Annotated in this window: 22 protein-coding genes; 3 read left to right on the top strand and 19 right to left on the bottom strand. The window is 58.4% G+C overall.

Translation table 11 applies throughout. From position 1 onward, the window contains the following. Window positions 1-44: 44 nt before the first annotated feature. Entirely contained in the window at window positions 45-272 is a 228-nt protein-coding gene (locus tag H1204_RS35415) for a hypothetical protein (RefSeq protein WP_180733388.1), read from the bottom strand. Window positions 273-1,461: 1,189 nt separating this feature from the next. Here H1204_RS35415 and H1204_RS35420 point away from each other — a divergent pair. Continuing rightward, the gene (locus tag H1204_RS35420) at window positions 1,462-1,878 is read left to right on the top strand and encodes a RidA family protein (RefSeq protein ID WP_180733389.1); all 417 of its coding nucleotides are present in this window, start codon (window positions 1,462-1,464) and stop codon (window positions 1,876-1,878) included. Window positions 1,879-1,894: 16 nt separating this feature from the next. On the opposite strand, the gene H1204_RS35425 is transcribed toward H1204_RS35420, so the two are convergent. Next, window positions 1,895-2,131: a hypothetical protein gene (locus tag H1204_RS35425; RefSeq protein WP_180733390.1), complete on the bottom strand. Its 237-nt coding sequence runs from the start codon at window positions 2,129-2,131 to the stop codon at window positions 1,895-1,897. Between the two features lie 253 nt (window positions 2,132-2,384). Then, a complete protein-coding gene (locus tag H1204_RS35430) occupies window positions 2,385-2,840 on the bottom strand; it encodes a hypothetical protein (protein WP_180733391.1) in 456 nt (151 codons plus the stop codon). Between the two features lie 1,115 nt (window positions 2,841-3,955). On the opposite strand from H1204_RS35430, the gene H1204_RS35440 reads away from it, so the two are divergent. Then, entirely contained in the window at window positions 3,956-5,116 is a 1,161-nt protein-coding gene (locus H1204_RS35440; protein WP_180733393.1) for an MFS transporter, read from the top strand. Window positions 5,117-5,195: 79 nt separating this feature from the next. Here the strand turns inward: H1204_RS35440 and ccmI are convergent, their stop codons facing one another. From ccmI to H1204_RS35505, 13 genes are all read right to left on the bottom strand, one after another. Further along, on the bottom strand, window positions 5,196-6,017 hold the full coding sequence (gene ccmI / locus H1204_RS35445; RefSeq protein ID WP_180733394.1) for a c-type cytochrome biogenesis protein CcmI: 822 nt from the start codon (window positions 6,015-6,017) through the stop codon (window positions 5,196-5,198). Next, entirely contained in the window at window positions 6,014-6,502 is a 489-nt protein-coding gene (locus H1204_RS35450; protein ID WP_180733395.1) for a cytochrome c-type biogenesis protein, read from the bottom strand. The genes ccmI and H1204_RS35450 overlap by 4 nt, the downstream gene beginning before the upstream one ends. Beyond that, window positions 6,499-7,038: a DsbE family thiol:disulfide interchange protein gene (locus H1204_RS35455; RefSeq protein ID WP_180733396.1), complete on the bottom strand. Its 540-nt coding sequence runs from the start codon at window positions 7,036-7,038 to the stop codon at window positions 6,499-6,501. The genes H1204_RS35450 and H1204_RS35455 overlap by 4 nt, the downstream gene beginning before the upstream one ends. Continuing rightward, window positions 7,035-9,005 (bottom strand): heme lyase CcmF/NrfE family subunit, encoded by a 1,971-nt coding sequence (locus tag H1204_RS35460; RefSeq protein WP_180733397.1) that lies wholly within the window; start codon window positions 9,003-9,005, stop codon window positions 7,035-7,037. The genes H1204_RS35455 and H1204_RS35460 overlap by 4 nt, the downstream gene beginning before the upstream one ends. Then, window positions 9,002-9,469: a cytochrome c maturation protein CcmE gene (gene ccmE / locus H1204_RS35465; protein WP_180733398.1), complete on the bottom strand. Its 468-nt coding sequence runs from the start codon at window positions 9,467-9,469 to the stop codon at window positions 9,002-9,004. The genes H1204_RS35460 and ccmE overlap by 4 nt, the downstream gene beginning before the upstream one ends. Next, window positions 9,466-9,642 carry a heme exporter protein CcmD gene (ccmD, locus tag H1204_RS35470; RefSeq protein ID WP_180735148.1) on the bottom strand — a complete coding sequence of 59 codons (177 nt, stop codon included), beginning with the start codon at window positions 9,640-9,642 and terminating at the stop codon, window positions 9,466-9,468. Before ccmD ends, ccmE begins: the two co-directional genes overlap by 4 nt. Continuing rightward, the gene (locus tag H1204_RS35475) at window positions 9,642-10,397 is read right to left on the bottom strand and encodes a heme ABC transporter permease (protein WP_180733399.1); all 756 of its coding nucleotides are present in this window, start codon (window positions 10,395-10,397) and stop codon (window positions 9,642-9,644) included. The genes ccmD and H1204_RS35475 overlap by 1 nt, the downstream gene beginning before the upstream one ends. A 47-nt stretch (window positions 10,398-10,444) precedes the next feature. Then, window positions 10,445-11,116, bottom strand: a complete 672-nt coding sequence (gene ccmB, locus H1204_RS35480; protein ID WP_180733400.1) for a heme exporter protein CcmB — start codon at window positions 11,114-11,116, stop codon at window positions 10,445-10,447. After that, on the bottom strand, window positions 11,113-11,739 hold the full coding sequence (gene ccmA, locus H1204_RS35485) for a cytochrome c biogenesis heme-transporting ATPase CcmA (RefSeq protein WP_180735149.1): 627 nt from the start codon (window positions 11,737-11,739) through the stop codon (window positions 11,113-11,115). The genes ccmB and ccmA overlap by 4 nt, the downstream gene beginning before the upstream one ends. A gap of 63 nt (window positions 11,740-11,802) precedes the next feature. Further along, the gene (msrA, locus tag H1204_RS35490; protein WP_180733401.1) at window positions 11,803-12,354 is read right to left on the bottom strand and encodes a peptide-methionine (S)-S-oxide reductase MsrA; all 552 of its coding nucleotides are present in this window, start codon (window positions 12,352-12,354) and stop codon (window positions 11,803-11,805) included. Window positions 12,355-12,813: 459 nt separating this feature from the next. Further along, a complete protein-coding gene (locus H1204_RS35495) occupies window positions 12,814-13,731 on the bottom strand; it encodes an NADP-dependent oxidoreductase (protein ID WP_180733402.1) in 918 nt (305 codons plus the stop codon). A gap of 64 nt (window positions 13,732-13,795) precedes the next feature. Beyond that, window positions 13,796-14,713 carry an NADP-dependent oxidoreductase gene (locus tag H1204_RS35500; protein ID WP_180733403.1) on the bottom strand — a complete coding sequence of 306 codons (918 nt, stop codon included), beginning with the start codon at window positions 14,711-14,713 and terminating at the stop codon, window positions 13,796-13,798. A 190-nt stretch (window positions 14,714-14,903) separates the two neighbouring features. Then, window positions 14,904-15,482 (bottom strand): cytochrome P460 family protein, encoded by a 579-nt coding sequence (locus H1204_RS35505; RefSeq protein ID WP_180733404.1) that lies wholly within the window; start codon window positions 15,480-15,482, stop codon window positions 14,904-14,906. Window positions 15,483-16,451: 969 nt separating this feature from the next. On the opposite strand from H1204_RS35505, the gene H1204_RS35510 reads away from it, so the two are divergent. Beyond that, window positions 16,452-17,354 carry an aspartyl/asparaginyl beta-hydroxylase domain-containing protein gene (locus tag H1204_RS35510; protein WP_180733405.1) on the top strand — a complete coding sequence of 301 codons (903 nt, stop codon included), beginning with the start codon at window positions 16,452-16,454 and terminating at the stop codon, window positions 17,352-17,354. 292 nt (window positions 17,355-17,646) lie between these two features. On the opposite strand, the gene H1204_RS35515 is transcribed toward H1204_RS35510, so the two are convergent. Genes H1204_RS35515 through H1204_RS35525 form a run of 3 tightly spaced genes read right to left on the bottom strand, consistent with a single transcriptional unit; the run spans window position 17,647 to window position 23,605 of the window. Next, entirely contained in the window at window positions 17,647-19,179 is a 1,533-nt protein-coding gene (locus tag H1204_RS35515; RefSeq protein WP_180733406.1) for an efflux transporter outer membrane subunit, read from the bottom strand. Window positions 19,180-19,186: 7 nt separating this feature from the next. After that, entirely contained in the window at window positions 19,187-22,381 is a 3,195-nt protein-coding gene (locus H1204_RS35520) for an efflux RND transporter permease subunit (RefSeq protein WP_180733407.1), read from the bottom strand. Between the two features lie 45 nt (window positions 22,382-22,426). Further along, a complete protein-coding gene (locus H1204_RS35525; RefSeq protein ID WP_180735150.1) occupies window positions 22,427-23,605 on the bottom strand; it encodes an efflux RND transporter periplasmic adaptor subunit in 1,179 nt (392 codons plus the stop codon). Window positions 23,606-23,618: the final 13 nt, after the last annotated feature.

Below are 23,618 nucleotides of genomic sequence, written 5' to 3' on the forward strand. Positions count from 1 at the left end.
TCGGACAACGGCGGGTAAAGTTGGGGGCCGCGTTGTCGATTGCATCAGACAGCCAACACCCGCGGATTCTTGTGGCTACGTGTGTCATGCAGCCGGGTTGAAGGTCCCGTCAGGGTTTCGACAGGATCCTCAGTGAGCTGCTGCTCAAGGCTGATATCCGGGACCGTGCCGAGAACGATGACATCGACACGGAAGAATTCGCAGATGCGAAACAACAGTTCGCTATCTAAGCGCAGCAACCGGTCCTTCCTGAGCAGCACACGATGCGCCATTCATCTCCCAAAGGATTTCCTGCAGCAATCGGCGCAGCCCTTTCTTGCGGTAATCCAGTCCACTGCCCAGATCCGAAATAACCTCGGTATCGGCGAATCCGGCCTTGATCCAATGCCTGTAACGCCTCGAGGCCTGCGTCGTCAAATGCTCAGCTTGGTCGTCCGAGGACGGGCGGGCGTAGCAGATTCTCTTGCCCGCGCACTGTGTCGCGCTGCTAGCCGCGATGTCCGCCGACAGTCCTGCCGATCGGCAGCACTCGGCCTTGCCGATGCCAGCGTCACATTGCGTCGACCGCCATGCTCAACTCCGCTACTATCTCGCCAATCGATAAGAGTCGCATCCGATATCTCCTGTGGGACATCGGGTGTAGCGACCTTTTTTTAACGAGGTGGTAAGACCTGTGCGGGTTCAATGGTTACTGCCGCAAACCCTTTGGGCACGTCGCATCAACTCTCCGTAAGATGTTGCAAGACGCATATACGGATGTATCTCTTTCGATACTTCGTTCAGGTTGAAGATATAGCGTTTTGAACATTTAATAGCGGGGCAGGAGAACATGACACTGTATTTCTCCAGCTGAATTCGGTTACCCGCGTCTAGCGATTCGGCCCGTATGCAAGAATTCACTTCTAATATGTTGAAAGGCATCCTCATGGAATTTCACATTGACCGCCTCAGGCTGGTAGCACGACCGATGGTATCTCTATCGATACTCGTGCGAATAGAGTCGGAAGCGCCGCGCCAGAGCAAGCATCTCTCAGCCCGCCCCAAAAAGAAGCGTCTCCGTGCCGACAACTGGGCCTTCGGCTAAAAATGCCGGTACGCGGTTTGGCGAAACCGGTTTTCCCGACTCCGTCACATCGTCTCGTCGCGCATCGCGCATCGCGCATCGCAGCAACAGAGTATCTGACGGTTTAACCTGATGATATTGGCATCGCCCGCAATTCCCGGCGCCCACGGAGAACCTCAGACACGCCGTCAAGAGGCCGCCGTATCGGAAGGGCACGGCTGAAACACCAACCTGCCACTGCAGCCCATTATACGTCGCAAAGAGGCCGTTCTCACCGCGAGCAATCGCTAGCCGTAGATCGAACATTCTCGACGCGCTTTCATTGATTCTCTGTTCATGAGCTTATCGGCGTCCGCGCCGGCGAAAACCTTCAAATTCATTCAACCATGGAGCAATTTATGCGTTATTCTGGACTTAAGTCTCTCACCTCATCGAAAACAACACCAAGTGATAACAGCCCTATCACCCGGCCCAAGCTTCGATGGCTGATGATGTCAGGTAACGCGCATCTTCTCTTCTCGAAGCGGATCTCCACAAGCATCGAAGAGCAGAGCGAGAATATATGGAGAAGCACGGTCGACGCACTTGAGAAAGCAGGAATGACAGTGCACGATATCGTTAAAGTGACGCAGTATCTCAAACTTGAAGAACATATACCCTTATACTCGGCGATTCGAGAAAAATATCTTAAAGGCGCGACACCGGCATCGACGCTCTTGGTAGTGCCTCACCTTGATCCATCGAGCAGGTTAGTTGATGTCGAAATTATCGCCGCTAAAGATGATCTGGAGTTTCGACGAAGCAGTGAACATTAGCTGTTGAGTACATCCGTCATCGGCCTATTGCGTAGCCTATCCCAATTGTCGGCGCAGAGCGCATCGGACAGCACCGCTTCACGCTGGCCCGACGTGGCATCTTCACGCGCAACCTGAAGCGTTTCGTACGCGGCAGGTTACCGAACGGGTTGGTCTCGGTGACGGCCAGATGATCCACGTTGAAATCGAGCCCGATGGCGCCGTGCTGCACGCCGAGCGTGACCCTTCGGGCCGGGGCGTAGTCGAACGACACAAATGCCCGCCAGTGCCCCCCTCTCGGTGCAGCCGCCTGGTGAGCGCGACGTTCGCGGCCAGTGCCTGCTGCAGCGCGACGCGGTCGTGATCGGATGTCACGTCGCTAATGAAGAGATATTTGCGCTCGCCCCAGCTGCACATGCAGTCCAGCACCCGCGCCAAACGCGCCAGTCCCAGTAACGACCCAAACGATCGACCCTTGGAGCCAAGCCAGATGTGTCATGAGCTATTGCTAGAGGCGCCGGAGGACGTCAAGCACGTCTGTAGGCCATCTGGTCAAACGATTCTCCAACGCGAAAACGCTCCAAACGGTGACCGGCATCGATGATTGCCGCGAGTGGTGCGCGACGCATTTGATAATCGTATGTCGTGACGATGGTAGCGAAGTGCCGGAATTCTTCTTCCTCGAGCGACCATACGTTGGAATGTCGACCGCGATTGAATGCCGCGAAAAGGATGCTTTCCGCTTCTTTCATTTCCTCGAATGTCGCATCGCCATAACCCGCTTCGACGAGCAGGCCAGTCACGATCATCACTTGGCATAGTGTACGCGCGGCATCGAAGTTGCCCCTTTTTCGCCGCATAGCATCGAGGGCGACGTGCACCTGCAGACTGACACGGTCCGCTTCTGCACGAGCTATAGGTAACAACGCCGCTTTACTTCGGCGTACGCGCGCCGCCTGGGAGGTTCTTGCAAATGCAGTCATTCTGGTTATTACGTGAACAAAGCATGGTTTAGAGAGGCGTCCCGGTCGAATACTACACCGATTCATGCTGCGATATCCAACCTCTGACTGTTGGCAGACGTCCCAAGGTTTCAGCAAACTTTCGGTTCGCGGTTAAAGCGCAATACAAATGCATTCACAGGGACAAGCAAGATACACAATCCGTCACAGTAAAAAGGCAGTAACTGCGCCCCCTTCCCCTCGTCCGAACTCGGCAATAACTTTCACATGAAGTTCGCGCACGAAAACTGTATCGCTACCTTAAGCGCACACCGGAGAACCCGATCGCCTCGCCTCATATACGAAGGTTGCTTCGCAAGGTTCCCACAAGAATCTTGGTCTCCAAAGCGCAGTCCTGAAGTTCATATAGCGCAATCGCAAGAATATCGTTTCAATACCTAAGTATGTTTTCATTTCGTTCCGGAACGTCTTAGAGTACAGCGGAGCAACCGCCAATCTTTCAAACTTCGCCGTCCCACGGCGCGGGCTTGTCACTATGGACCGATACAAGATGACACTTGAGGTGATCGCGCGAATTACTCGTGAGCCGTATCGCGTAATCCCGCAAAGCTGGTATGCCGGTGAACCACGCTTTTCGTCCTTAGATAAGTTCGACAGCGACTGTGGTTGGCCACGCTTTGCGAAGCCCTCAGTCAAACAAAGCAAAGGTGAGTTGCGGCACGCCAGTCATGGAACACTCCGGACCGATATGAGATCAAACATGGTGACAGCCACTCGGCGACATCTTCCTTGATAGTCGCGAGAATGCAGAACGAGTTAGGAAAACACCGTATATACGAGCTTCCGAGACAGGTGGTATGCGCCGGCAGGATCCGTGAACTATCGACCTGTTCGACTTTTCGTGAAAAGTTGCCATTTCGACCCTGCAATCAAATAGTCTTATTTTGTTCCGCCTTATCCGACATTCAGTGGGCCCGGGCTCGGTTGCGGGTAGCGTTGTGCCCTACCCGGATCAGAAGGATGGCCCGCTTTCCCGACAATGCGCCGATGCCAACGCCCTCAGCCAGCGCCATCGCAGCCTTTTTTGATTGATCCAAATGCACGCATCCTCCACATCACCAATTTCCAAGTCGCGAATGAGCACACCGGAATTGCGCGCGACTTTGTCGCTCGCGGGGATCTTCGCCCTGCGCATGTTGGGCCTGTTCATGATCATGCCCGTGTTTTCGGTATACGCGAAAAGCATCGCCGGTGGCGACAATGCACTGCTCGTAGGCATCGCTCTCGGAGCCTACGGCGTTACACAGTCGCTCCTGTATATTTTCTATGGCTGGCTTTCTGACAAGTTGGGCCGAAAACCCGTGATCATCACGGGCCTGGTGATCTTCGCCATCGGCAGCTTCGTGGCCAGCTTCGCGCACGACATCGCGTGGATCATCGCCGGCAGGATAATTCAGGGCATGGGTGCGATTTCCTCCGCAGTGCTGGCGTTCATCGCCGACCTTACCTCCGAAGCGCACCGCACCAAGGCCATGGCTATGGTGGGCGGGTCAATCGGCATGTCATTCGCCGTGGCGATCGTCGGCGCGCCCATCGTGTTTCACTGGCTAGGTATGAGCGGCCTGTTCGCGCTCGTCGGCACATTCTCAATTCTTGCGGTGGCCGTTGTGCTATGGATCGTGCCAGATGCACCCATGCCTGTGCACGTGCGAGCGCCGTTCGCCGAAGTCCTGCGCAATACAGAGTTGCTGCGCCTTAACTTCGGCGTACTCGTGCTGCATGCCACTCAGACCGCGCTCTTTCTGGTCGTCCCGCGCCTGCTCGCGAACGTGGGTCTTCCAGTGGCGTCGCACTGGCAGAGCTATCTGCCGGCTATGGGCCTTTCGTTTGTCCTGATGGTGCCCGCTATCATGGCCGCCGAAAAGCGACACATGATGAAGTCGGTGGTCGTCTCGGCCATTGGACTTGTCCTCATTGGCCAGGTTATGCTCGGCTTGCTCGCGCCTACCATAATGGTGGTGACGACCCTACTGTTCGTGTATTTCCTTGGTTTCAATATTCTCGAAGCCGTGCAGCCATCGCTAGTGTCGAAGCTCGCGCCGGGCAACCGTAAAGGGGCGGCGACGGGCGTCTACAACACAACCCAGTCGATCGGCCTTGCGCTCGGCGGCGTGGTGGGCGGGTGGCTGTTCAAACACGTCGGTGCAAGCGGGGTATTCTACGCGTGCTCGATTCTTGTCCTATGCTGGCTCCTGGTCGCTTTCAACATGAAGGCGCCAGTGCCGCGCAATGCCTGATTTGTGCCTCGGGACGCGAACAAGGAAACAACGTCAGCATCAATCCGTACCAACCTCGTCAAGCCGTTTAAGCACGTCGCTACTTCGCCAAATCGCGAGCGCGAGCAACGTCTTTGGCGATCGAGGCGCGACTTAAGTCCCCCTCAGGCATGGTGGCCGCGAGACGTTCCCAGTAGCCAACTGCGTCGCTGTATCGGCCGGCTTGAAACGCGGCCATGCCCGCTAACTTTAGGCTCACTGCCTCTCGCGGGTTGCTGGCGAGAGCCTCGTTGGTGAGTGCCTGCAACTTGGGAGTCCATTGGCGACCACCCGCGAAATATTCGGCTTCCGCCCAGTCACCCAGCAGTTCCGGAGGCCGCCCTGCTAGAGCCGCTCCACGCTCGTACGCGCGGGACGCGTCGGACATCCGTCCTTGTGCCATGTAGGCGCGGCCCAACGACGACCAACCATCGGCCGAGTCGGACGTAGCAGCGAGTGATGCAGCTTCCTGGCGCATAGCAATTTTCTCGACATTTTGTGCAGCGGCGCGTTGGCGCGTGAGCTTAAGTTGATCAAGCGAGCCCCAGTGCAGATACAGCGCCAGCGCCAGCAACGGCGTTGATAGTGCTACTGCCAGCGGAATAGATCTGCCCATAGAGAAATCAACGGCATACTCCGCACGGCGCGTGTCGTCCAGCAGTTCTCGCGCAGCTTCCGCGCGCCCGAGATCTAGCTGGGCCGCGTCGAACACGCCAACCCGGTGCTGCTCTTGCAATTCGTGCAGACGTTCGTGGTAGAGGCCGACATTCACACGGGTGCGATCGGCATCGACGCGCCCGCGAGGGATGTGCAACTGAGGCACCAGAATGAAGGCTAGAGCTGCTGCAAACAACAGTCCTGCGTAGAGCCAGAAAGCGATCATGGATCTTGTCCAATGGATGAGTCCGCGTCTCCAAGCAGGCCGCCTAAGCGACGCTGGTCACCGTCCGACAATGAACTTACTGGTGCCGGGCGCGATCGACGCCGGGTTGCGACAATAGCGGCCACGATCGCACCTCCAGCCAGCAGCAGTGCTGCAGGGCCAAGCCAGAGCAGCGCCGTGCGGCCGGAAAGCGGTGGGTCGTACAAAACGAAATCGCCATAGCGGGCGACCATGAAGTCAATGATTTGTTCGTCGCTTCGGCCTTCGCGCAGCATGCGATGAATCTCACCACGCAAATCGTTGGCGATGGGTGAATCCGATTCCGCGATGCTCTGGTTCTGACACTTGGGGCAACGCAGCTCAACGGCCAGTTCGTGATAGCGTTCACGCTGACTGTCGTCAGCAAAATCACGGGGTTCGATGGCGGCGTAGCTGCCACTGAGCCCGCAGAGCCCTAGCGCAATCACGGTCAAAAGGCGCTTCATGGCCCGGACTCCCGCAACAGCTTGGCGTAAACCGGAGCAAGTTTCTTCCGCCAAACGTCCTCGTCGATGATTCCGACATACTTGTCGCGGATGACGCCTTGAGCGTCGATGACGAACGTCTCCGGTGCACCATAAACGCCGAGGTCCACACCTAAGGACCCGACAGCATCCTCAATGTCCAGCAAGTACGGATTGTCCGACGTACCCAACCAGCGCCGCGCCGCAGACCGGTCATCCTTGTAGTTGACGCCGTAGATGACTACGCCTCGAGAGGCCAGTCTTATTAATACCGGATGCTCCTGTCGACAGGATGAGCACCACGACGCCCAGATGTTCACCAGCGCCGGTCTTCCGGTAATGTCCTTGAGTGTCAGCGTGCGCGACGCCTGGTCGAGAGCCGAAAGCGCGAAAGCGGGAAAAGGCTTTCCAATAAGCGCGGAGGGCACGCTGGTTGGATCGAGGAACATGCCCCGATACAGAAAGCCCGCGATGAGGAGAAACACTACCAACGGCAACAGCAATAGCAACCGTTTCATGTTCGCGCTCCGCTAATGCGTGTCTCCTGAGCCGATCTATTCGACTTGGCGCGATAGCGCCTGTCGGTCGCCGCCACGGAGCCACCCAACGCCATCAGCAGCGCACCCAGCCAGATCCAGCGAACGAAAGGTTTGATCTGCACCCGCACCGTCCAGGCGCCGTCGACCAGCGGTTCGCCCATGGCTACAAACAGGTCTCTAGTGAAGCCCGCCTCGATTGCGGCCTCGGTCATGGGAGTCCTTTGGACTTGGTAGACGCGTTTTTCTGGATGAAGAATGGCAACTTCGCTCCCGTCTCGAAGGACCCGTACTCTGCCGCGATCGGCAACATAATTCGGCCCCTGAATCTGCGTCGCGCCTTCGAATACAAAGTGGTAGCCGCCCACTTCGATGGCTTTGCCTGACGTCATGCGCAGATCCCGGTCAACGCTGCAGACACTTGCCAGCACGGCTCCCAACGCGCATACGGCGAAACCCAGATGGGCCAGTTGCATGCCCCAATAGCTGCGGCCGAGCGTCGGCAGGCCCTGGAGCAACCCCTTGCTACGCGTTTTGTCCAACACGTCACGTAAGCCCGCGAAGACGATCCACGCAGCCAGCAAGCCGCCTCCAGCCACCGCCCAACGCGACAGGGACTGCAAGGTAGCGACAACCAACGCGAGCATCAGGCTGGCCCCCAGCACAGGCATAAGCATTCGCCCGAGCCAGCGCACTGGAGTGCCTTTCCAGCGCGTGAACATGCCGACCGCGGTCGTCGCCATCAGCAGCGCCATCAGCGGCACGAACATGGCATTGAAGTAAGGTGCACCGACCGACAGCTTCGTGCCGGTAAGCGCGTCGAGAACCATCGGGTAAAGCGTGCCGAGCAGGATCGCGGCCGCCGCCACCGACAGCAACAGGTTGTTGACCAGCAGCAGCGTCTCACGCGACCAGATCCCGAAACCGACGTGGCTTTTCACCACCGGCGCCCGGAGAGCAAACAGCGCAAGCGACCCACCCACCACTGCCAGGAGGAATGCGAGTACGAATACGCCGCGCGCCGGGTCAGTGGCGAAGGCGTGCACGGAGGTCAACACGCCCGACCGGACCAGGAAGGTGCCTAGCAAGCTGAGCGAGAACGCGGCGATCGCCAGTAGCACGGTCCAGCTCTTGAATACGCCCCGTTTCTCAGTTGCTGCCAGGGAGTGGATCAGAGCCGCGCCCACTAGCCAGGGCATCAACGACGCGTTTTCGACGGGATCCCAGAACCACCAACCGCCCCACCCGAGTTCAGAGTAAGCCCACCATGATCCGACGGCGATACCCACGCCGAGAAACGCCCAAGCCACGTTTGTCCATGGGCGAGACCAGCGTGCCCAAGCGGCGTCGAGCTTACCATCCAGCAGGGCCGCGATGGCGAAGGCGAACGCGACCGAAAAGCCAACATAGCCCATGTACAGTATGGGCGGATGGACGATCAGGCCGACGTCCTGCAACACAGGATTGAGGTCCCGGCCATCGACTGGGACATTGGGTAATAATCGCGCAAATGGGTTTGAGGTGCCGATCAGAAACAGAAGGAAACCAGTGCTTATCATGCCCATCACGGCCAGCACTCGCGCCAGCATCGCCTCCGGTAGTTGGCGCGCGCAGAGCGAGACCGCGGTTGTCCATCCTGCCAGTATCAAGGCCCACAGGAGCAACGAGCCCTCATGCGCACCCCAGATTCCACTAAGCTTGTAGTACCATGGCAGCGCACTGTTGGAATTTTGTGCAACATACGCAACCGAGAAATCGTCAGTCAGGAAAGCGTGCGCCAGGCAGGCGAAGCTGAACATCAAGAACATGAGCTGTCCCCGCGCGGCCGGCTTCGCCAGCGCCATCCAGCGCTGATCGCCCCGCCAGGCACCTGCTAAGGGGACGCTTGCTTGTACCAGCGCGAGGCATAGCGCCAGGATCAGGGCTAATAGTCCGAGTTCCGGGATCATCGATACGACTCCTGTTTGCCGCGCAGAAGCTGGTCTCTCGCACCGATTTTCTTCAGCGCACTCCTCGCCTCCGGTGGCGTGTATTTCTCATCATGCTTGGCGAGGACTTCATCAGCGTGGAGTGCGCCGTCAGGCTCTATGCGACCCATGGCGACAATACCTTGGCCCTCGCGGAAAAGGTCGGGCAGAATGCCCTCGTAGCGCACGAGGATGCTGCTCTCGCCGTCCGTCACGATAAATCGCAGTGCCAGTGAACCCGGCGTGCGTTTCAACGAACCGGTCTCTACCAGCCCGCCCGCGCGAACGCGTGTGCCGCGCGGTGCCTCACCAGCAGCGATCTGGCTTGGGGTGTAAAACAGATTGATGTTTTGCCGCAACGCCGCCATTGCCAACGCCGCGGCCGCACTTGCGCCGCAGAGCAGGGCCAGCATCCAGTACAGTCGCTTCTTACGCGCGGGAGTCATTGCAAGGCCTCCCGGCGTCGGCTGCGCGCGAGAGTATTCAGGTATCGACGGTGTGCAAGAAAAGGCAGCATCACGTTCAATGCCAATAGCACAACACACAAACCATAGCCACTCCAAACGTAGGCGCCGTGGCCACCCATGGCCAGAAAATCAGCGAACGACGCAAATGCAATCATGTCCGATTCTCCAGAAGTCGGGCGACCTCAGCGTCGGCCCAGCGACTGCCGGCCTCGCGCCGCAGCACTTCCAGGCGCATACGCACGAAAAGTACCGCTCCGAAGAAGCAATAGAATCCCAGCGCGGTTAATAACAATGGCAGCCACATCTGCGCCGGCATGGCCGGCGCAGATGTAAGTGAGAAGCTGGCCGGCTGGTGCAGGGTGTTCCACCATTCGACCGAATACTTGATGATGGGAATGTTGACGACGCCGACCACGGATAGCACCGCGCAGGCGCGTGCGGCATTATCACGATTGGTGATCGCCTGGCCCAGCGCGATGACACCCAGATACAGGAACAGCAGGATAAGCATGGAGGTCAGGCGTGCGTCCCATACCCAGTAAGTGCCCCAGGTAGGCTTGCCCCAAATCGCCCCGGTGCTCAGCGCGATGAATGTCATCCAGGCGCCGATGGGGGCCGCCTGCTGCAGTGCGACGTCCGCAAGCTTTATTTTCCAGATCGCTCCGATGACGCCGGCAGTCGCCAACATGACGTAGATCGATTGAGCAAGCAGCGCCGCCGGCACATGGATGTACATAATGCGAAAGCTATCGCCCTGCTGGTAGTCCGCGGGCGCAAATGCCAGCCCCCATGACAGGCCGATCACGAGCAAAAACGCGCTGACAGATGCGAGCCATGGCAGGCACCTGCCACTCATGGAGTAGAACAGTTTTGGCGAGCCCCATTTGTGTAGCCAGGTCCAGTTCATTCGAGTTGCTCTTGATGGGTCGTCGGGTCTGCACCGCAGATGGTGAGTCATTCGGCGACACTGATGGAAAGCGCCGCGCCAATCGCAAACGGCGCCAAAGTGATTGCCAGCAAGGCAAGGCATGACAACCACAGCAGGTACCCCGCAACGGGCAGGCCCTGCAACGCCGCTTGCAGAGCGCCGCTACCCAAAATCAACACCGGGGCGTACAGAGGCAGGATTAGCAAGCCCAGTAACAACCCTCCTCGACGCAAGCCAACGGTGAGCGCCGCGCCGACCGCGCCGAGCAGGGTGAGTACAGGCGTGCCCAGCAACAGGGAAAGCAGCAGCGCAACGAAGCAATGGGCCGGGAGGCCTAGTGTCAGCGCCAGGAGAGGGGCCGCCACCACCATCGCAAGACCGCTGCAAACCCAGTGCGCTGCCACTTTGACTAGTACCAGCACGACCATCGAGTGTGATGAGAGCATCCACTGCTCTAGCGAGCCGTCTTCGAAGTCGGCACGAAACAGGCCGTCTAGCGAAAGGAGCATGGCCAGCAACGCCGCGACCCACACTAGCCCCGGCGCCGCTTGTTGCAGAAACTGCGATTGCGCCCCCAGCGCCAGCGGAAACAGCGCGATGACAACGGAGAAAAACACTAAGGGGTTAACAACGTCTCCGGGTTGGCGACATAACAGACGCAACTCGCGGTTGAGTAAGGAGATCACGACCATGCTCACGTCGCGTACTGCCCGAGATCAAAGACAGCATAAGCGCGCGCCCTTCGGGTCAGTTCATGGTGCGTAGTCAGCACCACCGTACCGCCGCGCTCACAATGCATTGCCAGGTGAGCTTCAAGTTGCGCTGTGCCTGCGCTATCGAGCGCTGTGAAGGGTTCATCCAGTAGCCAGAGCATTGGCGCACCGGGTAGGTACAGTCGCGCCAACGCGACACGACGCTGCTGGCCCGCCGACAGGGCATGGCAACGCGTGTCCTCAAAGCCGCGCAAGCCCACCGCGACAATAGCCCGCTCCATGGCGGTGATCGCACTGCGCCCGTGCAATGCTCCTAGCCATGACAGGTTTTCCTCGACGGTCAAGAGTGCCTTTACTCCTGGTGCATGCCCTATCCATAGCAGTCGAGAAGCGAGCGCCCCGCGCTGCCGGGCAAGCGCTTGGCCGAACAGCTCGACATGCCCCTCGGCCGGCTGCGCCAATCCACATAGCAGACGCAGCAAGCTGCTTTTTCCGCTCCCGTTGGGACCTATGATGCGCAACATGTCACCCGCCCCAAGGCCGAAGCTCACGTCGTTGAAAAGCCGACGTTGGTTTCGTTCGCAACGGAGACCCACCGCTTTGAGCATCGGGCGCCCGGCGCGAAAACCAACATCCCGGCTAACGCAAAGTTCTTGCATGACGTACCGCACCTAAGACCGAGTATTGGCGCCAGCGTGGGTAGGAATTGTCGCGGATTCGCCTACGGTTTCTCTCTTGGCGAGGACCCAGTCGGGACGAGGAAAGTGACACGTATACCCGTCCGGCCGCTTCTCAAGATAGTCTTGGTGCTCCGGCTCAGCTTCCCAGAAATCTCCGACAGGCTCAAGCTCAGTGACAACGCTGCCCGGCCAGCGGCCCGACGCTTCAACGTCGGCGATCGTCTCCAGCGCCATCTTTTTCTGTTCGCCGGTCGTATAAAAGATCGCCGAACGGTAGCTTGTTCCGACATCGTTGCCTTGACGGTCCAGTGTCGTCGGATCGTGGATTTGAAAGAAGTACTCGAGGATGCGTCGGTAACTCGTTTGCGTTGTGTCGAAGACAATCTCGATCCCCTCCGCATGAGTGCCATGATTGCGGTAGGTCGCGTTCAAAATCTCGCCCCCGGTATAACCGACGCGGGTCGAGACAACACCGGGAAGCTTGCGGATCAGGTCCTGCATTCCCCAGAAGCATCCCCCAGCAAGTACAGCACGCTGATGCATGTTAAACCTCCTTGATCTGATCGAGATATCGTTGTGGCGTTCGCTCTCCGTGCCGTCGCTGTTGACGAACCAAAGATGGCGCGGAATTAACGTGGTAGAGCGGCTCTCTACCGCGACATTCGGGAACTACATCGCCGAGGGTGACTGTCCCCATGGGTTGAATTGACTCGATCGGTTCATCCCGGGGACGAGTCGAAACCGTCGATGTATTCGCGGAAAATCATACTCCCGAAAACGGGCGCTCTGTCCTGGTCCTCCGAGCGGCACGACGCAACTATGCCGTCGTTCGAACGCGATCGCGTCCTGCGACTTTCAATACCTGGGCCATGAGTCTCCATTGCCTCGCTAGCTAAATGCATCGCTCACGTTCTGCATTTTGACCGGACTGACCGCAGCAAAGCGCTCGGGCGAGCAAGCAAATAGTTACTTGTATCGGCGACCACGCGCTGTACTGACTTCTTACTGCCGAATGCGGATAATCGTCTTCCCTTCACGTCGTTTGATGGGGTTCAAGGCCGCGACGGCATTGTCGAGGGACGAGATCTCGCCGATATTCGTCCGTAGTCGTCCGTCCCGCACCCGCTGGACAATCTCGCTCAGTTGGGCACGATCGGACTCAACAACAAAATCTATCGCACGCCCGATATAAGGACGCGCCTCGGACGGGCCGACAACGGACACCAGTGTCCCTCCGGCTCGAACCAGGCCAGCGGATCGTTTCCCGATGTCGCCACCGATGACATCGAACACCAGATCGACTCCGCCGACGTCCTCCAGCGTATCGCTATCGAGGTCGACAAACTCTTGCGAGCCGAAGTCGAGCGCCTTCTGACGGTCGGCGGCTCGCCCTGTGCCAATGACATAAGCGCCGGCCTCTCGTGCGAGTTGCGTCACCATCGTGCCGAGTGCCCCAGCGGCACCGTGAGCGAGCACGCGCTGGCCCGCCTGAAGGCGCCCATGTTGAAACAGCCCTTGCCAGGCGGTTAGTCCCGAGATCGGCAGGCTAGCGCCCACCGTAAAGTCGACATCCCCGGGCAGCGGTGCCAGGTTGCGCGCCTCAATCGCCACATATTCGGCTAAGGTTCCGTCACGATACCAGTCAGCAAGGCCGAACACCCGTTGGCCCACAGACAGCCCCGTCGTTCCATAGCCGAGAGCGGTGACCACTCCAGCCAGCTCGTGGCCTGGAATCGACGGCTTCCGCTCACGGTCGCTGCGATCAGTCCAGGTCGAGGGCCACGCCATCTCAGTAGGGACGAACCCCGATGCATGGATCTGAACGATAACGTCGTTTATCCCTGCCGACGGCTCCGGTCGCTCGACAAGCTTCAATCCGGCCAATCCTGCTGTCTGATCTGTTGCTGAAATCGCCTTCATGTGGATTCTCTCCATGGTTGCGTGCCTCTAAACTCGAACCGTCACTCGGACGGCCGCGTATCGCTCACGGACGAACTCGGATGATTGTTTTTCCGTTCGTCTTCTCACTCGGGTTGAGCGCGACTACGGCGTCCTCGAGGTTAGAGACTTTGCCGATATGCGTACGTAACCGTCCCTCACGGACACGCCGGATGACTTCGCTCAGTTGCGTGCGATCGGATACGACAACGAAGTCGATCGCCAGTCCGTCTACAGGTCGCGCCTCGGCCGGCCCGGCGATTGTCACCAGTGTTCCTCCGGCTCGGATCACACCAGCGGACCGCTTCGCGATGTCGCCACCGAACACATCGAAAACCAGATCAACTGCACTGACATCTTTCAGGTCGTCGTTCTCAAGATCGATGAATTCTTGCGCGCCGAACTCGAGTGCCGTCTGACGGTGCCCAGCGCGTCCCGTGCCAATGACATAGGCGCCTGCCTCCCGTGCGAGCTGAGTCACCATTGAACCGACTGCGCCGGCGGCGCCATGCACGAGAATGCTCTGGCCGGCCTGGATGCGACCGTGGTCGAACAATCCCTGCCACGCGGTCAGGCCTGGCATCGCGACGCTCGCGCCGACCGCGAAGTCGACGTCGCCTGGCAGCGCCGCGAGGTTGCGTGCCTCGATCGCCACATACTCGGCCAAGGTGCCGCTGCGATACGAGTCCGTAAGTCCGAACACTCTCTGTCCCACCGATAGTCCCCTTGTGCCATAGCCGAGAGCGGTGACTACACCTGCCAACTCTTGCCCGGGAATCGATGGTGTCCGGTCACGGCCTTGACGATCGATCCACGTCGAGGGCCACGTCAGTTCATCCCAAGTGAACCCCGACGCACGGACCTGAACTATGACGTCGTTTATCCCTGCCTCAGGCTCCGGCCGCTCACCGAACTTCATGCCGGCCGTCCCGGCAGCCTGGTCCGTCACAATGATTGCCTTCATGTGATTTATCTCCTCGGTACTTCGCCAAAAATGTTGCATCGGTCGAAAACCGTTCGACGCCTATATCGGGCGCCATGGGAAATTTACGAAAGCGAAGGACAATCAGCGCCTCACCGTGATCCTCGCTTCCCCAAAACTGCTCGAACTAGCGCGGCGGCTCGACTGACACTTTATCGAGGCCGCGCCCACTTTATTGGCTTAGGGGCGGATAACCCGTGGTGTATATCCAGTCTGACGCTTGCGCCGGTATGTGACACGACTGACAGTCTTTCTTATAGTCCGTGGATGTAGTCTTCTTTGGATCGCTTGCATCAAACCAGGACCAACCCCATCCGTCGCCCCAAAGCTTGTTTTCCGGAAAGCGACCGACATCATCTTTAACCATCACGAACCAGCCCGAAAGGATTCCGGCACTGCTTACTGTTCCGGTCGTCATTGGCTTCGTGTTCGTCTTGTACACTTCCTTCACGAGAACCGTGCCATCCGGAAAGTGTCCGTCCTTGCGGTACGCGGCGATAGTTCCCGGCGATGCGTAGACCACATGCAATTGCTTTGAGCCCGGGCCACTGTCTGCAGCCACCGCCCAGCTGCCGAGCGTCTGATAAGTCGTCCTGTAATCGGTGGGCACGTGCATATTTCCGTTGCCGTCGACAACAGCCGCGGTCATTCCTTTGAACGGTGAGCGCGTATCTGTCTGCCCGTAGGCCGCGACAGCGACAGTCATGGACAATCCTGCCAGGGCGACGCCCAAGGCACCGACAATTCTCATGGCACTGCTCCTCGTGTGTTGGTGAACACATATAGTTTCTCGCCGGAAGACATAGAGGTGCAACGGCGCTTGAGTATGTGAGCAATATGCGTGAGTATGCCTCCGGGTTTCGCCGACAGCGCGGAAGCTGACCGCACGCCCTCGCGAAGTCAGCGCACAGCCGAGAGATTGACTGGCCTGCTTGCGACGCACAGGAAAATCTTCACCGACAGCAGGGATCCTCTGAGAGGGCATCGCCAATCCCGCTAGAAACGCCTCGGGCAATGGATCAAAGTCATAGGTCGAAAGAATGCAGCACTCGCGTTCCGCGACCTTCAGCGAGGGCTCGTTCACGCGGTTCAAGACGACGCTAGCCTCGCGCAGCGCCACGCAGTAGCGCGTCGTGGTTGTCTTCGTTCTGAATCGAAAGAGGTGGATCGTCGTCGCGACCACTTACGATTAGGAGTCCGACTTAGCGCCGATGTCTCCCATACCTCCGGTCGCCGAGCCCACACTAGCGAGGCACCGATCATGCGAAACCCAAAGCGGCCTTTCGGTGCCTGTCGGCAACAGACCGCGGGCCAAGTCACAGATGCTCAGGTATCAGCCGACTATACCGAAAGATCGGCCGAATTTGATTTCACATCATTTAACATGTACGGAAATTCGCCACCTCGCTCCGCGCGCCTTCACGTCGCCGCCGGTCCGCGAGAGAAAGGAAAAGAGAAGGGAATGTATATAAATCTTCTATCGATTAAAGTGCATTAGCATTTTTTGACGTGCCAGTGCGACCAGTGACATGCGCGATCCCGGAGTTCCGCAAGGGGATTGGCGCCTTGATCTTGCGTGACGCAATAACGGCGCTGCATGCCGGCATAAACCGGCTTCTCCATCAAGACAATACTCGGGCACGGCGGCGTACGCGACGCATTGCTCGAAACATTTACTTGCCGACCGAACGATCTTCGCGAATATTTTAGGAGCGTAAGCATGCGCATGCTGTTTCTGTTCTGGTTAGTTGCAAGCGCTTCCTATGTCGCCATGCGGGGCAAGGAACGCTTCGCGTTCTGGCGTCAGTTGTCCGACCACTCAACGTTTCTGGCACCGATTAACGCCGTTTTCTACATATTTTCGACGCTGAAGCGGGGTGCCTACATTGACGCTTCCAGCTTTCATGAACTGGCCCCCCTCAAAGCAAACTGGCAGACCATTCGGGATGAGGCACTCGCTGTCGATGCCGCACGGAAAATCGTCGCAGCAGTAAATTACACGGATATCGGATTTAACTCGTTCTTCAAGACCGGTTGGCGCCGATTCCACCTGAAGTGGTACGACGAGCCTCACCCCTCTGCGCAAGCACTTTGTCCGGTGACCACGCGCCTGCTCCAGCAGATTCCGACCGTCAGAGCAGCCATGTTTGCGCAGCTGCCGCCGGGTGCCAGCCTCGTTCGCCATCGCGACCCCTACGCCGGCTCCGTTCGGTATCATCTAGGGCTGGTTACCGCGTCCAGTCCAGGTTGCTATATTGAAGTTGATGGAGAACAATACTACTGGCGCGACGGTGAAGAAGTAATGTTCGATGAAACCTATATTCACTATGCCAAAAACGAAACCGACATCTCGCGCATCGTCCTCTTCTGTGATGTTGAACGCCCGATGCGTTATCGCTGGACCACAGCATTGAACCGGATTTTCTCTAACGTGGTGCTCCGCGCCGCTACTTCTCCCAATGAAACCGGGGACTCTACTGGCTTTTTGAACCGTGCTTTCAAATACGTCTATGCAATCCGTCGATTTGGAAAGCGAATAAAGGCTTGGCATCGACCCACCTACTACGCCGTAAAGTGGCTTCTATTCGGATCGATCTTTGCGGGGATTATCTACGCACTTTAGTTTCGCGTAGCTTAATAAATTTGAGATTGAGCGGCGTGATGTCGCATCAGTATAAGAGGCATGGTGGGCATTTCAACCGCCCTCCGCAGAACAGACCGACGTCAGAAGCGATCGAAGTCTCCCGCAGGAGCACAACAAGCACCTGCTGACGCCGGCAGCCCGCTTCCTCACGCCCACCCAACCCGCAGACCACCTCTTCCGCAAGGTCACGCGTCCCGTCCCTTTGCGCATGACTCGGGGCGGTTATGCCTGCGCCGAGCGCCTGCCACGCGCAGCGCTGGGGAAACAAAACCTACCTCAATAGCTGTTGCGTATCGGCTGTACCAACCGTGACTGGATCGCCCCATCCTCCACCGAGTGCGCGGACAAGGTTTACGGTGGCGACCGCCTGAATGCCGGAAAGCTTGACGGCCGTCGTTTGTGCTTGAAGTACCGTTCGGTCGGCATCGATAACGTCCAGATAGTTGACAGCCCCTTCCCTGTATTGGGTACGCGAGATATGTGCCGCACGAGTCGACGCCCGCACTGCCTCGGTTTGCGTCCGGGTCTGCTGCTCAAGAATCCTTAGGTCCGACAGGTTATCCTCAACTTCTTGGAATGCCTTAAGGACCTGCTGACGATAGTTGGCCACGTCTTCCTCAAACACGGCTCGCGCGTTCGCGAGATTCCCTTCGCGACGGCCTCCATCGAAAATAGGCACTGTCAATGCCGTGCCAACCAGGGGTCCGAGAACGAAGGCTCGACTGGACCATTTGAATAGATCGCCCAACGTCGCCGACTCAAATCCAGCGGCGCCAGTGATGAATAACGAAGGAAAATACGCCGCTTTGGCCACGCCGATGCGTGCATTGGCCGCGGCCATTGCGCGCTCAGCGGCAGCGATATCGGGCCGACGCTCCAGGAGTGCCGAAGGTAGCCCTGGCGGAATCCGAATCTGAACAGGTTGCAGTGGGTTCGATGCCATCGAAAACCCCGACGGAGCCTTGCCGATGAGTATCGCGAGACTATGCTCGGCGGTCGCCCGTTGGCGTTCTGCTGTCATCTCGTCAGTACGCGCTGTCGCGAGCTCAGCCTGCGCCCTGGCTACATCGAGTTCGGCGATGTCGCCCGCGCCGAATTTCGACTGTACAAGCTCCAGCGCCTGTTCGCGAAGCGAAACGTTCTGCGAATACACCTGAAGTTGCGCGTCAAGTTCACGAACCGTGAAGTAGTTCGCAGCTACGTCGGCCTGAAGCGCGAGTTGCACGGAGCGCAGGAGCGATTCTGATTGCTCGCTTTCTGCACGACTAGCCTTGACCGCATCGGAGACTCGTCCGAAAAGGTCCGCCTCATAAGCCGCGGTACCTTGCGCGCGCCACAACGTCTGCGCTGGTATGTCTACGCCACTCGGCGGGAATCGTGAGGAAGGCGAGGCTTTTTCTCGGGTTGGTCCAAAACCAGCGCCGATAGTCGGGAAGAGGTCCGCACGGGTGACCTGCTGAACTGCACGAGCCTCCTTGACACGCGCGGCCGCCGCGGCCAGATTCTGGTTGGCGGACAGCGCCTGTTCTTCGAAATCGTTGAGCGTCGCGTCGTCGAAGATCACCCACCACTTCCCGCGAGGAATCTGATCAGCGGGCTGTGCGATCTTCCAGGTCCCGATCTCCCCTTCTGTCGCCATCGTGGCCGAATTGCCGGTGGTTGCCGTAGCTTCCTTGAAAGTGGTGGAGTTGGCCGCCGCGGGGACTTTGTACTCTGGTGCCAGCGAGCAGCCTGCCGTCAGCAGCGCCCCCGCGAGGAGCGATAGAGAACCGCGCAGAGGACATTTCATTTGACTTCTCGACATGGTGGCCTCACCCGTCAACCGAAGCATTTACACCGCGGACGTGCGGGTGGTGACCGTGTTTGTCCACGATATGCTCGGTCCTCGTGAGCTTTCGAAGCACGACGTAGAACACCGGCGTCAGCAGCAACCCGAACAGGGTCACTCCAAGCATTCCGAAGAACACGGCGATCCCTATTGCGTGACGCATTTCCGAACCAGCGCCACCGGAAACGACGAGAGGTACCACACCCATGATGAACGCAATCGATGTCATCAGAATCGGTCGCAGGCGCAGCCGGCTAGCCTCGATGGCCGCTTGAATGATCGAGCACCCTTTCATCTCCAGCTCGCGCGCAAACTCCACAATCAGAATCGCATTCTTCGCGGATAGCCCGACGAGCACCATCAGGCCGATCTGCGTAAAGATGTTGTTATCTCCGTGAGTCAGCCAAACGCCAAGTAGCGCAGAGAGCACACTCATCGGAACGATCATCAGAATGGCCAGCGGTAACGTCATGCTTTCATACATCGCTGCGAGCACCATATAGACGAGCAGAACGCTGACAGGAAATACCCAGAGCGCCGCGTTGCCGGCCAGAATCTGTTGATATGTCAGGTCGGTCCACTCGAACTTCATACCTCGCGGCAACGTCTTTGCGGCAACCCTTTCGATGGCAGCCTGCGCCTGCCCCGACGAGTAACCCGGCGCAGGGCCACCATTGACGTCGGCGGCCGTGTAGCCGTTGTACCGAACGACGGAATCAGGACCAAAGGTCGGCGTGACTTTCACGAGGGTCGACAGCGGCACCATCTCCCCCTTGTCGTTGCGCGTTTTGAGCAATCCGATATCGTCCATGTGCGCACGAAATGGCGCGTCCGCTTGCACACGCACCTGATACACACGGCCAAAGCGGTTGAAATCATTCACATAGAACGAACCAAGATAAACCTGCATAGTGCTGAAAATGTCGTTCACGGAGATGCCCAATTGCTTGGCCTTCACGCGGTCCACGGCGACGTTCACCTGCGGCACATTGATCTGATAGGTGGAGAACGCCGGGCCGAGCTCAGGCGCCTTCGCTGCGGCCTTGAGGAAAGCCTGGGTCGCGTTGTCGAGCGCCGTATAGCCAGCGGCTTGCTGATCTTCGACCTGGAGCTTGAAACCACCAAGCGTGCCCAGACCCAGAACAGGCGGCGGCGGGAAGACGGCGACGAAAGCGCCCTTGATTCCAGAGAATCTCTTGTTCAAATCCGCCGCGATGCTTAACCCTGTCATCGATTTGCCCTCACGCTCATCAAACGGCGTTTCGGCGAAAAAGACGACCGCCGAACTCGACGAATTGGTGAAACCATTGACCGACAAACCGGGGAACTGCACGGCGGATTCGACACCGGGTGTCTTCATCGCGATGTCCCCGACCTGGCGAACCACAGCTTCAGTCCGGTCGAGGGATGCGCCATTGGGCAACTGCACGATAGCGACCAGATACTGCTTGTCCTGAACGGGAACGAATCCACCTGGCACGACCTTGGTCACGAGGACTGTGAGCCCGAGCAACACGCCATAGAACGCAAGGATGACGACCTTGCGGTTGACGACCTTCGACACGCCGCGGCTATACGACTCTGAGCCGCGATGAAAGACCTTGTTGAACACATTGAAGAATGGTCCGAACAGGCGATCCATCGCGCGAGTGAGCCAATCTTTAGGGTCATGGTGTCCTTTGAGCAAAAGCGCGGACAGCGCGGGCGAAAGCGTCAGCGAATTGAACGCGGAAATGACCGTCGAAATCGCAATGGTCATCGCGAACTGTTTGTAGAACTGACCCGTCAGGCCGCTCATGAATGCGAGTGGCACGAACACAGCCACCAGTGTCAACGCGATTGCGATGATCGGCCCGCTCACTTCCTGCATCGCCTGATTCGTGGCCTCCTTTGGAGACAGCCCGGTCGCAATATTGCGTTCGACGTTCTCGACCACCACGATCGCGTCATCGACCACGATGCCGATTGCCAACACCATGCCGAACAGCGACAGCGCATTTATCGAGAAACCAAATGCAAGCAACAGCGAGAAGGCGCCTATAATCGAGACTGGCACGGCAATCAGAGGAATGACCGATGCGCGCCACGTCTGCAGAAACACGATAACAACGAGCACGACTAAGGCGATCGCTTCGAGCAGCGTGTGAATCACAGCATGGATACTCGCGCGCACGAACTGTGTCGGGTCATAGACGATGTCGTATTTCACTCCTTCCGGCATATCGGCCTGCAGTTGTTTCATCGCGTCGCGAACGTGATCCGATATGTTTAGTGAATTCGCTCCCGGCAACTCGAAGATCGCCATCGCGACGGCCGACTTGTTATTCAGCAGCGAACGGCGCGCGTATTCAGACGCACCCATTTCGACGCGTGCGACGTCCTTAAGTCTCGTCACCGCGCCATCGGCCGACGTCTTCAGGACGATGTCGCGGAATTCGTCTTCGGTCTCGAGTCTGCCCTGCGCGTTCACATTGAGTTGCAGTGGTGCATCAGGCGTCGACGGGGATGCGCCGACCTGTCCAGCGGCGACCTGGAGGTTCTGATCGCGAATTGCCGTGACAACGTCGTTCGCCGTCATGTCGTGTTCGGCCACCTTCAACGGATCGAGCCACACGCGCATCGAGTAGTCGCCGGCCCCCCACAACGTGACCTGGCCGACGCCGGGAATGCGCTCGAGCCGGTCACGCACGTTGATCAGCGCATAGTTGCGCAGATACGTGCTGTTGTATTTCTCGCTCGGCGAAACGAGGTGCACCACCATCGTGAGCGTCGGCGACGACTTGATCGTCGTAACTCCGAGGCGCTGCACGTCCGTAGGCAAGCGCGGCAGCGCCTGGTTCACACGCGTTTCCACCTGCTGCTGAGCAAGATCGGGATTCGTGCCGAGCTTGAACGTGATCGTCAGCGTAAGCGTGCCGTCGCTATTGGCTTGCGACTGCATGTACAACATATTTTCGACGCCGTTGATCTGCTCTTCGAGCGGCGAAGCAACCGTTTCAGCGATCACCTTGGGATTTGCGCCCGGATATTGCGCAGTCACCACGACGGACGGTGGCACGACCCCGGGATATTCGGAAATAGGGAGATTGACCATGGAAATCAATCCCGCCAGCAAGATCATCGCGGACAGAACTGCCGCAAATATGGGGCGCTCGATAAAAAACTTGGAGAGATTCATGACGTTCTCTGGCTAAGCATGAGGGGCCATGCGCGATCCACGCACTCAGGAAGCCTTCGTCGTTGACGCGGCGTCGCCCGACATCTTCACGGTGTTCGTCTTGACGGAATCGCCCGGACGAACGCGCTGTATGCCGTTCACAACGACGCGGTCTCCAACTTGCAGACCGCCCGTGATGACGCGAAAACTCTGCTGCCGGTCGCCGAGTGTCACTTCGCGGTACTGGACCTTGTTGTCCTTGTCGACCAGCAGCACGAATTTCTTATCTTGATCAGTCTGAATGGCCTCGTCGTTGACCAACACTGCCTGATGCGGCGCGCCCCCGCCAACGCGAGCGCGAACATAAAGGCCAGGTAGAAGCACACCATCCTCGTTATTGAAACGTGCGCGAACACGAATCGTTCCGGAACTGGTGTCGAGTCGGTTGTCGATGGAATCGATCACGCCCTGCCGGGAATATCCTGTCTCGTTAGCGAGTCCGACGGAGACCGGGACTTTTACTTTCGAGTCGCGACTGAGAAAGCGCAGATATGTCTGTTCGTCGACATCGAACGACGCGTAGATGGGCGACGTCGAAACCAGCGTTGTCAGCACGGGCGCATTCGCCCCGGTGGAAACGATATTGCCGATAGTCAGTTCGGCACGGGAAACTCGCCCGGACACCGGAGCGGTAATCGCTGTGTAGCCCAGATTGATCTGCGCCGCTTCGAGGGCAGCCTTTGCCGCCTTCACAGCCGCCGCCGCTTCACGATTCGCGTTTTGCGCCTCATCGTAGTCGCGCTTGGCGATCGCATTATCTGTCAGCAGTCTCTGCGCGCGCGCCCAATCGGCCGACGCGTATCCGCTCCGAGATTCAGCCGACGCGACCTGCGCCACGGCCCGGTCGACCTCCGCCTGATACGGCCTCGGATCGATGGTGAAAAGCCGGTCGCCTTTCTTAACGACCGCCCCGTCGTGGAAATGGACTCCGACGATCGTTCCCGAAACGAGGGGTCGGATCTCGACCTTCTCGATCGCCTCGATTCGACCTGAGTAGCTTTGATAGTCGGTGATGGACTGCGAGATCACTGTCGCGACGTCTACATCTGCAACAGGCGGCGCAACAGCAGCGGAAGCCTGTGCGACTGGGGAGCCGCCACCATGTGCGCGATATGACGCGACAACAATGGCGACGACCGCCAAGGAAATCGCGCCGGCCGTGACCAGATTACGCTTGAACGGCATTTCAAATTCCACT

The organism is Paraburkholderia sp. PGU19 (assembly GCF_013426915.1).
Classification (GTDB): domain Bacteria; phylum Pseudomonadota; class Gammaproteobacteria; order Burkholderiales; family Burkholderiaceae; genus Paraburkholderia.